Origin of the sequence: Streptomyces varsoviensis (genome assembly GCF_000718635.1) — a bacterium.
In the GTDB taxonomy this organism is placed as follows: domain Bacteria; phylum Actinomycetota; class Actinomycetes; order Streptomycetales; family Streptomycetaceae; genus Streptomyces; species Streptomyces varsoviensis.
In genome coordinates this window covers 217,279-230,086 of record NZ_JOBF01000001.1, presented here as the reverse complement: position 1 = coordinate 230,086, position 12,808 = coordinate 217,279, and the positions used below count along the sequence as shown (strand labels likewise).

15 protein-coding genes and 2 tRNA genes are annotated in these 12,808 nt (G+C 73.6%); 4 read left to right on the top strand and 13 right to left on the bottom strand.

The window, feature by feature from the left end; all coding sequences use genetic code 11:
• Nucleotides 1–271: 271 nt before the first annotated feature.
• The 4 genes from IF55_RS01045 to IF55_RS01030 all read right to left on the bottom strand — a co-directional run bounded on the left by IF55_RS01045 (nt 272) and on the right by IF55_RS01030 (nt 4,863).
• Nucleotides 272–832: an HIT family protein gene (locus tag IF55_RS01045; RefSeq protein WP_030879592.1), complete on the bottom strand. Its 561-nt coding sequence runs from the start codon at nt 830–832 to the stop codon at nt 272–274.
• 157 nt (nt 833–989) lie between these two features.
• Nucleotides 990–2,975 (bottom strand): threonine--tRNA ligase, encoded by a 1,986-nt coding sequence (gene thrS, locus IF55_RS01040; protein ID WP_030879589.1) that lies wholly within the window; start codon nt 2,973–2,975, stop codon nt 990–992.
• A 137-nt stretch (nt 2,976–3,112) separates the two neighbouring features.
• A complete protein-coding gene (locus tag IF55_RS01035) occupies nt 3,113–4,297 on the bottom strand; it encodes a hypothetical protein (protein WP_030879586.1) in 1,185 nt (394 codons plus the stop codon).
• Nucleotides 4,297–4,863 (bottom strand): DUF4365 domain-containing protein, encoded by a 567-nt coding sequence (locus IF55_RS01030; RefSeq protein ID WP_030879583.1) that lies wholly within the window; start codon nt 4,861–4,863, stop codon nt 4,297–4,299. The genes IF55_RS01035 and IF55_RS01030 overlap by 1 nt, the downstream gene beginning before the upstream one ends.
• 162 nt (nt 4,864–5,025) lie before the next feature.
• Here IF55_RS01030 and IF55_RS01025 point away from each other — a divergent pair, with 162 nt between their 5' ends.
• A complete protein-coding gene (locus IF55_RS01025; RefSeq protein ID WP_245661013.1) occupies nt 5,026–5,757 on the top strand; it encodes an exonuclease domain-containing protein in 732 nt (243 codons plus the stop codon).
• Nucleotides 5,758–5,765: 8 nt separating this feature from the next.
• On the opposite strand, the gene IF55_RS39100 is transcribed toward IF55_RS01025, so the two are convergent.
• The 4 genes from IF55_RS39100 to IF55_RS01010 all read right to left on the bottom strand — a co-directional run bounded on the left by IF55_RS39100 (nt 5,766) and on the right by IF55_RS01010 (nt 6,917).
• On the bottom strand, nt 5,766–5,930 hold the full coding sequence (locus tag IF55_RS39100; RefSeq protein ID WP_157854310.1) for a hypothetical protein: 165 nt from the start codon (nt 5,928–5,930) through the stop codon (nt 5,766–5,768).
• Nucleotides 5,931–6,137: 207 nt separating this feature from the next.
• Nucleotides 6,138–6,209, bottom strand: a tRNA-Val gene (locus tag IF55_RS01020).
• A gap of 84 nt (nt 6,210–6,293) precedes the next feature.
• Nucleotides 6,294–6,779 carry an SRPBCC family protein gene (locus tag IF55_RS01015; RefSeq protein ID WP_030879577.1) on the bottom strand — a complete coding sequence of 162 codons (486 nt, stop codon included), beginning with the start codon at nt 6,777–6,779 and terminating at the stop codon, nt 6,294–6,296.
• Between the two features lie 66 nt (nt 6,780–6,845).
• Nucleotides 6,846–6,917, bottom strand: a tRNA-Val gene (locus tag IF55_RS01010).
• Nucleotides 6,918–7,277: 360 nt separating this feature from the next.
• On the opposite strand from IF55_RS01010, the gene IF55_RS01005 reads away from it, so the two are divergent.
• Both IF55_RS01005 and IF55_RS01000 read left to right on the top strand, forming a co-directional pair.
• Entirely contained in the window at nt 7,278–7,691 is a 414-nt protein-coding gene (locus IF55_RS01005; protein WP_003959770.1) for an SsgA family sporulation/cell division regulator, read from the top strand.
• 191 nt (nt 7,692–7,882) lie between these two features.
• Nucleotides 7,883–8,437: a CGNR zinc finger domain-containing protein gene (locus tag IF55_RS01000; protein WP_030879571.1), complete on the top strand. Its 555-nt coding sequence runs from the start codon at nt 7,883–7,885 to the stop codon at nt 8,435–8,437.
• A 105-nt stretch (nt 8,438–8,542) separates the two neighbouring features.
• Here IF55_RS01000 and IF55_RS39655 read toward each other — a convergent pair whose 3' ends face one another.
• Together IF55_RS39655 and IF55_RS00995 are read right to left on the bottom strand one after the other, a co-directional pair.
• Entirely contained in the window at nt 8,543–8,683 is a 141-nt protein-coding gene (locus IF55_RS39655; protein ID WP_169767176.1) for a hypothetical protein, read from the bottom strand.
• 68 nt (nt 8,684–8,751) lie between these two features.
• Nucleotides 8,752–9,204: a hypothetical protein gene (locus IF55_RS00995; protein ID WP_030879568.1), complete on the bottom strand. Its 453-nt coding sequence runs from the start codon at nt 9,202–9,204 to the stop codon at nt 8,752–8,754.
• 162 nt (nt 9,205–9,366) lie between these two features.
• Here IF55_RS00995 and IF55_RS00990 point away from each other — a divergent pair, with 162 nt between their 5' ends.
• Nucleotides 9,367–9,912 carry a DsbA family protein gene (locus IF55_RS00990; protein ID WP_030879565.1) on the top strand — a complete coding sequence of 182 codons (546 nt, stop codon included), beginning with the start codon at nt 9,367–9,369 and terminating at the stop codon, nt 9,910–9,912.
• Between the two features lie 98 nt (nt 9,913–10,010).
• Here the strand turns inward: IF55_RS00990 and IF55_RS00985 are convergent, their stop codons facing one another.
• The 3 genes from IF55_RS00985 to IF55_RS00975 are packed head-to-tail and all read right to left on the bottom strand — an operon-like array spanning nt 10,011 to nt 12,782.
• The gene (locus tag IF55_RS00985; RefSeq protein ID WP_030879562.1) at nt 10,011–10,841 is read right to left on the bottom strand and encodes a GNAT family N-acetyltransferase; all 831 of its coding nucleotides are present in this window, start codon (nt 10,839–10,841) and stop codon (nt 10,011–10,013) included.
• Nucleotides 10,842–10,881: 40 nt separating this feature from the next.
• Nucleotides 10,882–11,751 (bottom strand): aminotransferase class IV, encoded by an 870-nt coding sequence (locus IF55_RS00980; RefSeq protein WP_048831393.1) that lies wholly within the window; start codon nt 11,749–11,751, stop codon nt 10,882–10,884.
• Entirely contained in the window at nt 11,748–12,782 is a 1,035-nt protein-coding gene (locus IF55_RS00975) for a chorismate-binding protein (RefSeq protein ID WP_030879557.1), read from the bottom strand. Before IF55_RS00975 ends, IF55_RS00980 begins: the two co-directional genes overlap by 4 nt.
• Nucleotides 12,783–12,808 lie beyond the last annotated feature (26 nt).

Genomic DNA, 12,808 nt, shown 5'->3' with positions numbered 1-12,808 from the left:
GAATCCCGGCCGGAAATCGCGGTCCGGCCGCCCGGCGCGCGGCGAGGGCCGCCTCGGCCCGGGGCCGCGTCGGCCCGGGACCGCGTCGGCCCGGGACCGCGTCGGCCCGGGACCGCGTCGGCCCGGGGCCGCGTCGTCCGCCTCCCGTCGCGCGGCGAGGGGCGCCCGGTACGTACGGGGCCCGCTTCCGGAACGCGCCCGCCGACGGCGGCGCGGGCGGGGGCCGGGCCCCCGCGGGGCGCGACGGCCGGGCCGGGCGCCCGGCGTGGCGTCAGGCGGTCGGCCAGGCGTCCGCGAGCATCTGGCGGGTGTCCGCGAGGAGTTGCGGCAGCACCTTGGTGCTGCCGACGACCGGCATGAAGTTGGTGTCGCCGCCCCACCGCGGCACGACGTGCTGGTGCAGGTGGGCTGCGATGCCGGCGCCGGCGGTGGCGCCCTGGTTCATGCCGATGTTGAAGCCGTGCGCGCCGGAGGCGGTCCGCAGCGCGGTCATCGCCCGCTTGGTCAGCTCCGCCAGCTCGGCGGTCTCGGCCGCGTCCAGCTCCGTGTAGTCGGCGACGTGCCGGAACGGGACGACCATGAGGTGGCCGCCGTTGTACGGGTAGAGGTTGAGCACCGCGTAGACGTGCTCGCCCCGCGCGATGACGAGCCCGTCCTCATCGGATTTCGAGGGGATCGTGCAGAACGGACAGCCGTCCTCGGCTCCGGGTCCGGTCGGCTTGTTCTCGCCCTGGATGTACGCCATCCGGTGGGGCGTCCACAGTCGCTGGAAGGCGTCCTGCGTCCCCACTCCGATCTGCTGTTCCGGCTCGCTCGTCATGGTGTGCAGCATATGGCTTCGCCCGAACGCGGCGTCGCCCCGGGGGCGGTCCTGAACCGCTCCGGGGCGACGCCGGCCGCCGTGCGGCGGCCCTGGTCCGTACGACCGTGCCGACGGGCCGTACGGTCGGGACCGCCGGGCCGTACGGCCGGGGCCCGCAGGCCCTCCGTCAGACCTGCACGCGGTCCTCGACGGCCTGGACGATCTCGGCGAGGGCGTCGTCGACGGGCACGCCGTTCTTCTGCGAGCCGTCGCGGTAGCGGAAGGAGACCGCGCCGTTCGCCACGTCCTCGTCACCGGCGATGATCATGAACGGCACCTTGCTCTTCTGCGCGTTCCTGATCTTCTTCTGCATCCGGTCCGACGAGGCGTCCACCTCGACCCGCAGCCCCTTGGCCTTCGCCTTGGCGGCGAAGTCCTGGAGGTAGGGCACGTGCGCGTCGCCGATCGGGATGCCGGTGGCCTGCACCGGAGCCAGCCACGCCGGGAAGGCGCCCGCGTAGTGCTCCAGGAGCACCGCGAAGAACCGCTCGATCGAGCCGAACAGCGCCCGGTGGATCATGACGGGCCGCTGCTTGGAGCCGTCCGGCGCGGTGTACTCCAGGTCGAAGCGGTCGGGCAGGTTGAAGTCGACCTGGATGGTCGACATCTGCCACGTACGGCCGATGGCGTCGCGCGCCTGCACCGAGATCTTCGGGCCGTAGAAGGCCGCGCCGCCCGGGTCCATGACCAGTTCCAGGCCCTGCTTGCCGGCCGCCTTGCGCAGCGTCTCGGTGGCCTCCGCCCAGTTCTCGTCCGAGCCGATGAACTTCTCCGGGTCCTTGGTGGACAGCTCCAGGTAGAAGTCCTTCAGGCCGTAGTCGCGCAGCAGGTCGAGCACGAAGGTGAGCAGCGAGTCGAGCTCGTCCGCCATCTGCTCCTTGGTGCAGTAGATGTGCGCGTCGTCCTGGGTGAAGCCGCGGGCCCGGGTCAGACCGTGCACGACGCCGGACTTCTCGTACCGGTACACCGTCCCGAACTCGAACAGGCGCAGCGGCAGCTCGCGGTACGAGCGTCCCCGCGCGTCGAAGATCAGGTTGTGCATCGGGCAGTTCATGGGCTTGAGGTAGTAGTCCGTGCCCTCGTCGAGCTGCATGGGCGGGTACATGCCGTCGGCGTACCAGTCCAGGTGGCCGCTCTTCTCGAAGAGCTTCCCCTTCGTCGCGTGCGGCGTGTAGACGAACTCGTAGTCCGCCTCCTCGTGGCGCTTGCGGCTGTAGTCCTCCATCGCGCGGCGGATCACGCCGCCCTTGGGGTGGAAGACGGCCAGGCCCGAGCCGATCTCGTCGGGGATGGAGAAGAGGTCCAGCTCGGAGCCGAGCTTGCGGTGGTCGCGCTTCTCGGCCTCGGCGAGGAATTCGAGGTGCGCCTTCAGCTCGTCCTTCGACGGCCAGGCGGTGCCGTAGATCCGCTGGAGCTGCGGGTTCTTCTCGCTGCCCCGCCAGTACGCCGCCGCGCTGCGCATCAGCTTGAACGCCGGGATGTTCCGGGTCGTCGGCAGGTGCGGGCCGCGGCACAGGTCCTTCCAGCACAGCTCGCCGGTCTTGGCGTCGAGGTTGTCGTAGATGGTCAGCTCGCCGCCGCCGACCTCCACGCTCGCGCCGTCCGCCCCGTCGGCGAGGGGCGCGCCCTTGAGGCCGATCAGCTCCAGCTTGTACGGCTCGTCGGCGAGCTCGGCGCGGGCGTCCTCGTCCGTGGTGACCCGGCGCGAGAAGCGCTGGCCGCGCTTCTGGATCTCCTGCATCTTCTTCTCGATGCGCTTGAGGTCGTCCGGGGTGAACGGGGTCTCGACGTCGAAGTCGTAGTAGAAGCCGTCCTTGATGGGCGGGCCGATGCCCAGCTTGGCCTCCGGGAAGAGGTCCTGCACGGCCTGCGCCATGACGTGCGCCGCCGAGTGGCGCAGGATGTTCAGGCCGTCCTCGCTGGCCAGCTCGACGGGCTCCACCTCGTCGCCGTCGGCGAGCGCGTAGGTGAGGTCGCGCAGCTCCCCGGCCACGCGAGCGGCGACGACCGTGCGCTCGCCCTCGAAGAGCGCGGCGGCCGTCGTGCCCGTCGTGACCACTCGCTCTTCCGGTTCGGCGGAATCGCGTTTGATGATCACACGGACGTCTGACACCGGTAGCTCCTGACACATGGGTCCTGCGGCAGCGGGCGCTGCGCACGGTGAATCGTACCGAGCCGCGCGAGCGCATCGCGAAACGGTTTGGCAGCCGTCTGCCCGCCCTGATCACGGCCCGGCCGGAGCCGCCGGCGCTACTCCCCGCCGCACGCCCCCTCGAAGAAGTCCAGGTTCTCGTGCATCGACTTCAGCAGCCGGTCGCGCTCGGCGTCGTCGACCCGCACCGGGGTGATGCCATGGGCCCCGGTGACCCGCCGGAAGCCGCCCCGGCTCTCCAGCCGGCCGCTGATGCGGATCGGCAGCCCCACGAGGTGGGCGTGGCCCGCGAGGCGGTAGTCGTCCTCGTCGAGCGCGACGCGCACCTGCGCCACGTCGGCCCCGGAGAGCACCCGCAGCCGTACGCTGCCGGGCCCGGCCGGGCCCTCCCGGCGCAGCCGCACCACGGCGCCGGTCAGCCGCACCGGCACGGAGGGCTCGTCGCGTACGTACCGGGCGCCGGCCTCGCGCAGGGCGGGGAGGTCCCCGGGGGAGAACTCCACCGGCTCGGGGCGGGCCGCGAACCCGTCGTGCGGGCCGAGCGCCGGCGACCAGTCCACGGCGATCCGGACGCCCTCGGAGCCGCGGACGAGCTGGACCAGCGCCTCGGTCAGCTCCTGGCACACCCCGGCCTCGACCGCCGCGTCGTACGCCTCCATGCCGCCGGTGGCGCGCTGGTAGTCGGTGGCGTCGCGGGCGGCGTGCAGGGCGCGCAGCAGCGTCGTGACCATCGGGCGGCCGTCCGCGACGGGCACGTACACGGTCAGCTCCCGGCCGCCGGGGGCGGGGCCGACCAGCAGCCGGTCGAGGGCGGCCTCCGCGCCCCGCCGGTGCCGGGCGCCGTAATAGCCGGCGCGGCCGCGGGCGGCGAGCGCCCCGGCGAGCAGCATGGCGCGGGCGCCGTCGCGCAGCCGCTCCTGCGCGCTCCAGGCGGCGGCTCCCCCGGCGGGTTCGGGCACCTCGCGCCGCCAGTGGATCTCGTCGCTCGGCGTGGCCAGGGCGACGAGGACCGCCCTGGCGGAGGGCGCGGCGCTGCGCTCCAGCGCGGTGAGCGCCTCGGCGAGCAGGTCGACGGCGTCGGGGAAGCGGCGGCTGGCGGGGATGAGCAGGCTGGCGCCGCCCGCGGGGCCGCCGGGCGGCGCCCAGTGGGTGTAGCGCCCGGCCGCTCCCCCGCGCCGCCGCCAGCCGTGCCGGGCGAGCAGCGCGCCGAGGACGGCGGGGTCGACGTCCTCGGGGGCGGGCGGGGGCATGGGGTGGGCGGGCTGTTCGGTCGGCCGGTGCATCAGGGGGTCTCTCCCTCCCCGACCCGCGTCATGATCTCGCAGAGCGCGCGGTCGTCGAAGACGCGCGTGGTCGGAATCCGCACGGTGGTCCTGCGCCTGCCCGTCACCGGGTGTCCGGCCAGGTTGGTCCAGTAGCAGCAGTGCCGCAGTTCGAGGCGGTCGTGGCCGGCCCGCAGCCACGCGTCCTGGGTACGCGGTACGAGCATCACGACGAGGATCTTGTGGACGGCGACCGGGGTGCGCGCGAGCTTGGCGAGGTGGCCGTTGTCGAGGGTGAAGGAGAAGGCGGGGCCGCTGGGCCGGGGCGCGATCTGGTACGTGCACTTGAGCTGCACCTTGATGGTGACCTCGTCGTCGACGGCGTGGCCGGGCGCGCTGTGGCTGACGTGCCAGTCGATGCCGCTGTCCGGGAAGGGCTGGGCCAGTGAGCAGCCCGCGGCGGCCGTGACGGCGTGCAGATAGCCGACTTGCAGGGTCTCCATGCAGGCGGTGGTGGCGAGGGAGCCGCGCCGCGGTGCGAGCCGCCCGGGCGAGCGTCCGCCCGGGTCGGGCTGCGTGAGCGCCATGGCCGAATCGACCTCCGGACTTCACCGATCCGTCGGGTCCGTACTCCTGTGTTGTCTCCGTCCGAACTACCCGCCAAACAGGGGCGGTTCGGACACGTCACCGGCCGGGTATCACCCGGTGGGGCGGGGATTGGGTCAACTGCGAGGTGAATGCGAGGAGTTGTGGAGAAGCCGTGCTGGTACGAAGGACCGCTCGCCGCCTTCGACACCGAGACGACCGGTGTTGACGTGGAGAACGACCGCATAGTCTCGGCCGCGCTCGTGGTGCAGCACCAGCCGGGCGCCCCGCCCGCGATCCGGCGCTGGCTCGTCGACCCCGGCGTGCCCGTCCCCGCCGGCGCCACCGAGGTGCACGGCCTGACCTGGGCGTATCTCCAGCATCACGGCCGGTGGCCGGCGCCGGTGATGGAGGAGGTGGCGCGGGCGCTGGCCGCGGTCTCGGCGCGCGGCACGCCGCTGGTGGTGATGAACGCCCCGTTCGATCTGACGCTGCTCGACCGGGAGCTGCGGCGGCACCGCTCCGCGCCGCTCGCCGACTATCTGGGCATGTCGTCGCTGTGCGTGCTGGACCCGCGCGTCCTCGACAAGCACCTCGACCGCTACCGCAAGGGCCGCCGCACGCTGACGGACCTGTGCGCGCTGTACGGGGTGGAGCTGTCCGGCGCCCATGAGGCGGCGGCGGACGCCCTCGCCGCGCTGGAGGTCGTACGGGCGGTGGGCCGCCGCTTCGCCGCCCGGCTCGGCCGGCTGAACGCGGCGGAGCTGCACGCCCGCCAGGCCCTGTGGCACGCGGCGCAGGCGCGCGGCCTCCAGGCGTGGTTCGCGACGCAGGGCACACAGGAGGTCTGCGACCCGGCCTGGCCACTGCGCCCCGAACTTCCCGCCGCCGCGTAAGGGCGCGCTCAGCGGGCGCGGCGCGTGGTCCACAGCCCGATGCCCGCCCCGAGCGCGCAGAGCCCCGCCATCACGCTGAGGACGAGTTGCAGGGCGCTCTCGCCCATCAGCAGGCTCGTCGCCACATTGACGGCGAGGCAGGCGGTGAACACCGTCCAGAGCGTGGTCCTCATCGCTGCGTTCATGTCTTTCGCCCTCCGGAGTCGGACGGCCGGGCGGCCGTTCTCGGACTCCTCGAACGTTAGGCGGGGGCGGTGGGCCCGCACGATGGGGAACGCACCCGTCCCATGGTGTACCTCGCTACACCCCTGTGCTCCCGGCCGCGCTCCCGGCGAACGACGAAGGCCGGCCCGTCTGTTGACGGACCGGCCTGTTCGGCGTGGGCGATACTGGGTTCGAACCAGTGACCTCTTCGGTGTGAACGAAGCGCTCTCCCACTGAGCTAATCGCCCGGGTGTCCGGCCGGGGTCTCCCCCGCGGAACGTCCCGAACAATACAGGCCGCGGCCGCCGTACTTCAAATTCCCGCCCCCCTTCTCACCGGCGGTCGGGGGCCGGCGGCGGGGCGGCCAGCAGCGCCCGCAGCCCGCGCCGCCCGCACCGCATCATCCAGGCGTGGTTGGCGCGGAAGACGGGGCGGCCGACGAGCGCGAGCCGGCGCATCAGCGGCTTGGCCACCCGGACCTCCTGTTCGAAGCGGACGCGCGAGCCGGCGCCCCGGGCGGTCACCGTCCAGCGCGCCCAGCCGCACAGATCGCCGCTCATCCCGGCCTCCAGCACCCGGGCCACGGGGTCGCGGCGCCGCTCGCGGGCGGTGACGACGAGGTCGTACGGGAGGAAGGAGCGGAAGCGGGCGGTGCCGCCGCGCTCGTCGAGCGGCCGGACCTCGCGGACCTGGGGCCACCAGCGGGGGTAGTCCTCGGCGCGGGCGAGCAGCGCGTAGACGGCGTCGGGGGCCGCTGCCACGAGCCAGTCGCTGCGGAACCGGTAGCGGCAGAGGTCTGCGGTCCGTGGTCGGAACATGCCCGTCAGCGCATCCGAAAAGCCGGAAGTCCGCAAGGCATGAGCCTCACGGACTTCCGGTCGGGGTGGGCGATACTGGGTTCGAACCAGTGACCTCTTCGGTGTGAACGAAGCGCTCTCCCACTGAGCTAATCGCCCCCTGCGCAGCGCAAACATTACCCCATGCCGGGCGGTGGCCGTGACCATGGCCGGGCGGGCTGCGCCGTCCCGGGCGGGGTCCGCCCGGCGCGGCGCAGCCCGCCCGGCACGGCGCGGCGAGAGCGCCCCGATCGCCCGCCGCTCCACTGTCGCGTCAATGCCACGTAGACGTCACGTCAATCTGACGTATCGCGATGTTCACCGAAACGGCGGTATACATACAGGGTGCGTACGGCCGTCCGAGCTACCCGAAGGGCCGCAAAGCGGGCAGAGGGGTTTACAACGACACCGTAGGTGGCATGTCGATTTCGCCGACGTGCGAATCCCCGAGCGCACACTGAGCGAAAGGCCCTGGCGCTTATGAACACCACGGTCAGCTGCGAGCTGCACCTGCGCCTCGTCGTGTCGAGCGAGTCCTCACTCCCCGTACCCGCAGGTCTGCGGTACGACACGGCCGATCCGTATGCCGTGCACGCCACCTTCCACACCGGAGCCGAAGAGACGGTCGAGTGGGTCTTCGCCCGCGACCTGCTCGCCGAGGGCCTGCACCGGCCCACGGGCACCGGAGACGTCCGTGTCTGGCCGTCCCGCAGCCACGGTCAGGGCGTCGTCTGCATCGCGCTGAGCTCTCCGGAGGGCGAAGCCCTGCTGGAGGCCCCGGCGCGGGCCCTGGAGTCGTTCCTGAAGCGGACCGACGCCGCGGTGCCGCCCGGCACCGAACACCGGCACTTCGACCTCGACACCGAGCTCTCCCACATCCTGGCCGAGAGCTGAGGCCGGACGGGAGCCGACCGGACCACCACGAACGGCCGTCCTAACTCGGGGGGACGGCCCCAGCGCACCTGACGGACGATGGCGCCGTCGCCGCGGAACCACCGCGCGCGACGGCGCCGTCGTGTCGTGGAGCCGCTAAAGTCTGCTCCCTCGGAAGCCAGCCGCCCGTCCCGTCGGCCAGGGAGCGAACCGTGCTGATCAACCACGACACCCGGTGCGCGCTCGACGCCGTCGTACGGCTCCTGAACACCGAGGGGCCCGGCGACGACGACGGCCTCGCCACCCCGGCGGACCTGCGCCGCTACGCGACGAGCTGCGGCTTCCGGGACCCCGGCCCGCTCGGCGCCGCCGACGTCGCGGCCGTGCGGTCCGTACGGGAGCGGTTCGCGCGGGTCTTCGCCGCGCCGGACACCGCGAGCGCGGCCGCGCTGCTCAACGCGATGGTCGCCGAGGCGGGCACCACGCCCCGGCTCTCCGACCACGACGGCTACGACTGGCACGTGCACTACTTCGCGCCCGGCGCCTCGCTCGCCGACCATCTGGCCGCCGACGGCGGCATGGCGCTCGCGTTCCTGGTGGTGGCCGGCGAGCGGGAGCGGCTGCGCCGGTGCGAGGCGCCGGGCTGCGGGCGCGCCTTCGTCGACGTCTCGCGCAACCGCTCGCGCCGGTACTGCTCCAGCCGCACCTGCGGAAACCGGCTGCACGTCGCCGCCTACCGCGCGCGCCGCCGGGAGACCGCCGGCTGAGCCCCGCGCGCCGTACCGCCGCTCCGGGCGATCGCGCGGGCGTCCAGCGCATTGCCGCGGTCCGGCGCGTCCTCGGGAGCCGGCGCGCCCTCGCGGTCCGGCGCGTCACCACGGGTAGAGATCATGCGCCGCCGTGAGCAGGATCAGCGTGGCGATGAAGGCCAGGAACAGCATCAGCGGGGGCTGGGAAAGGGCGAAGAGGCAACCGCGCGGTTCCTCGGTCATCTCGGCCTGTTCGTCGTTCATTTGGGCCAGATGATGGCGCAGCGGCGCCCCGAGCGGTGATCAACACGCCCGTACCGTCGGCGAGTTCGTCAGATCCCGTGTTTTTTCAAAATGGCCTCGATGTCGGAGAAGTCCTCCCCGCCGCCGGCCGCCCTGCCCTTCTTCGGCTCGGCCGCCGCGGCGGCGGGCCGGGCCGGGGCCTGGCCGAGGGAGGGGGCCGAGGCCGCCGGGGCCGTCGCGGCGCGCTGCTGCGCGGCCGCCGCCCGGCGCTCCTTGCGGGTGCCGCCGCCCCGCCGCTCGACGGCCCTGGTGATCATGAAGAGCACGGCCGACAGCGCGAGCACGCCGAAGCCCACCCAGACGCTCGGCTTGAACACCAGGTCCTTGACCCAGTCGATGACGCCCGTCATCACCAGTCCGATGGGGACCAGGGCGTAGGCGGCGATCCGGGCCGCGGCCAGGAAGCGCTTGCGGTACGCCGTCAGCAGGGCGATGCCCAGGCCCGCCGCGGACACCGCGGCGCAAATGGTCGAGGTCAGCATCCGGTCCTCCTGGCGATGGGGTCTCCCGTCCATCCTGCACCGGACGGCCCCCGGAGTGCCACGATCCGAGGCGCGCGGGGGCATATCTCGGGGTGATCTAAGGGGGGTCCTCCTCCCCAGGTGCTGTTTCCGCTCGCCCGCGTCGGCTGGGAGACTGAACCCATGAGCCACGCCACCCCCAGCAGCCCTGACCAGAGCGCCCGTCCCAGCCGTCCCGTTCTGGACGTCTGGTGCGAGCTGCAGTGCCCCGACTGCCACCGGGCCGTCGACGACCTCCACGCGCTGCGCGCCCGCTACGGCGACCGGCTGGAGATCCGGCTGCGCCACTTCCCGCTGGAGAAGCACCAGCACGCCTACGAGGGCGCGCAAGCCGCCGAGGAAGCCGCCGCGCAGGGGCTGAGCTGGCCGTACGTGGAGGCCGTGCTGGCCCGGACCGAGGAGCTCGGCGCCAAGGGACGCCCGGTCCTGCTGGACGCCGCCGCCGGGCTCGGCCTGGACGCCGAGGAGATGGACACCGCGCTCGTCGACGGCCGGCACCTGCTGATCGTCGACGCCGATCAGGCCGAGGGCAAGGCCATCGGCGTGACGGGCACCCCCACCTATGTGATCGGCGGGGAGCGGCTCGACGGCGGCAAGAGCCAGGAGGGGCTGCGGGAGCGGATCGAGGAGATCGCCGACCGCCTGCTCGCCGAGCAGGGCCAGAGCTGATCCGGCCTGATCCGGCCTGATCCGGCCCGCCCCGGCCGCCGGCCACCGCGGCAGCGGCCCGTAGCGGCGGCTCGTAGCAGCGCCACGGCCGCCGGCCGCTACAGCAGCGGCTTGTAGAAATGGATGTCCGTCGCCTCGTAGCCGAGCGACTCGTACAGCCGCAGCGCCGGGGTGTTGTCCGCGAACACGTTGAGCGCGATCCGGTCCACCCCGGCCGCCAGGCACTCGCGCTCGGCCACCAGCATCAGGGTGCGGCCGTGCCCGCGGCCGCGGTGCGCGGGGTCCACCTCGACGTCGAAGACGAAGCCGCCCTGCCGCTCCGGATCGCGCAGCCGCACCCACAGGGCGCCGACGTCCACGCCGTCGTGGGCCAGGAAGCGCAGCGCCGTGTGGGCCGTGTCCGGGCCGTCGGGGAGCGCCGCCGCGTTGTCGGCCTCGGCCTTGGCGCGGGCCTCGGCGCGGCCCATCCCCCGCTCGACCAGGCTCTGGACGTACCCCTCCTGCGCCGTCGCCTCCCAGGCCGGGTACTCGGCGGCGCCGATCGGCCGGACCGCGCTGCCCGCGGGCAGGTCGGGGGCGGTGGTGAGCGCCTTGGCCATGCCGCGCCCGCGCTCGGCGTAGCCGAGCGCGGTGGCGAGCCCGAGGGCGGGCCCCGCGGCGGCCGGGACGCTCAGCTCCGCCCGGCTGCACCCCCAGCCGCGCAGCACCTCCTCGGCCGCGAGCGCGGCGACCGTGCCGCGGCCGCGGTGCCGGTCGGCCTCGTCTATATGGAGCCGGACGATCCGCCCCACACGGGTGCCGAAGCGGTCGTCCGTCGCCAACTGGATCCCGCCCACGGGGCGGCTGTTGACGCAGACCTCGTACGGCCGGGACCGGCCGCCGTGCTCGGTGCGCTGTTCTGCCGCGGCGGGCCGCAGGGTGGTGGTCACGTTCGTGTTGTACCTGCCCCACGGCCGTACGTCACGGGGTTTATGGATTCGGCTCGGCCGCCGACCGCTCCTCGAACACGCGCATCGCCTTCGCGGTCACCGGGCCCGGCGCCCCCGGCAGCAGCCGCTCGCCGGCCTCTCCGTGGATGCGGTGGACGGCCTGCACATCGCGGAGGCTGGAGGTCAGGAAGACCTCCTCGGCCCGGTCCAGCACGTCGTACGGCAGCTCCGTCTCCTTGGCGCCCGTCCACTCGATCGTCAGCGCGCGGGTGATGCCCGCGAGGCAGCCGGAGGCGAGGGTCGGGGTGTGCAGTTCGCCGTCGAGGACGACGAAGACGTTGGAGCCGGTGCCCTCACAGAGCGCGCCGACGGTGTTGGCGAACAGCGCCTCGGTCGCGTCGTGTTCGTGCGCGCGGGAGAGCGCCAGCACGTTCTCGGCGTACGACGTGGTCTTGAGCCCGGCGAGGGCGCCGCGCTCGTTGCGGACCCAGGGGACCGTGATGACGGCGGTGCTGTCGGGCCGCCGCTTGGCCGCGCCGAGCGCGACGACCAGGGTCGGGCCCGTATCGCCGCGGTCGGAGCTGAGCGGCGAGAGCCCCCCGGTGTAGGTGATCCGCAGCCGGCCGTGCTCCATCGGGTTGGCCGCCAGCACGGCCGCGCACGCCTCGCGCGCCTCGTCCAGATCCGGCTCGGGCAGCCCCAGGCCGCGCGCGGACGTCGCCAGCCGGCGCAGATGGCGGTCGAGCGCGAACGCGCCGCCGTTCGTCGCCTTGAGCGTCTCGAAGACGCCGTCGCCCGCGGTCAGCCCGTGGTCGAACACCGAGACGCGGGCGCCGTCGGCCTCCCTCAGCGCCCCGTCGAGCCAGATCCGGGATGCCGGGGCCGAGGCCCCGTTGGACTGTGTGTTCACCGTGAAATCCCTTCGCTCGCCGCAATATCCCCAGACGCTACCCCGAGCAGCCGGGCCGCCTTCAGCTCGGTCTCCTCCCACTCCCGCGAGGGGTCGGAGCCCCAGGTGATGCCGGCGCCGGTGCCGAATCTCAGCACGGGCCCGCCGGCCGCCGTCCGGTCGATCCAGAAGGTGCGGATGCCGACGGCCAGCTCGGCCGTGCCGCGGTCGGCGTCCACCCAGCCGACGCCGCCGCAGTACGGGCCGCGCGGCGCGGTCTCCAGTTCCTCGATGATCCGCAGCGCGCTGGACTTGGGGGCGCCGGTGACGGAGCCGGGCGGGAAGGTCGCGCCGAGCAGGTCCGCCCAGGTGGCCCCCGCCCGAAGATCGCCGCGGACCGTGGAGACGAGGTGGACGAGGCCGGGGTGCGGTTCGATCGCGCAGAGTCCCGGCACGGTCACCGAGCCGCTCGCGCAGACCCGGCCGAGGTCGTTGCGGACCAGGTCGACGATCATCACGTTCTCGGCGTGGTCCTTCTCCAGCAGGTCGGCGGCGGTCCGGCCGGTGCCCTTGATCGGCCGGGACTCGACGGTGCGACCGGTCCGGCGCACGTAGAGCTCGGGCGAGGCGGTCGCCACCTCCACGCCGTGGGCCGGCAGCCGAATCGTTCCGGCATGCGGGGCGGGGTTGCCGCGGGCCAGCAGCGCGGTGAGCGCGTCCACGTCGGCGGCGTCCGGGTCCGGCAGCGGCGCCGTGAGAATTCGGCAGAGATTCGCCTGATAGACGTCGCCCGCCGCGATGTGTTCGCGTATGCGCCGTACGCCCGCGGTGTACGCGCCGCGATCCAGCGAGCTGGTCCAGTCCCGGGGCGCGGGGCCGCGCCAGCGCCCCGGCGCGGGCACCGGCGCGGGGCGTACGTCCCCGAAGCGCGCGCACACCAGTCCGCCCTCGAAATCGGCGGTCACCGCCCACCAGCCCGAGGAGTCCAGGGCCGCCGGGTCGCTGGTGACGTCGCGCAGGTCACGGGCGAGAAGCCCGCCGAATCGAGCCATCGGGGAGAGGTGGGACACGCTCGCGA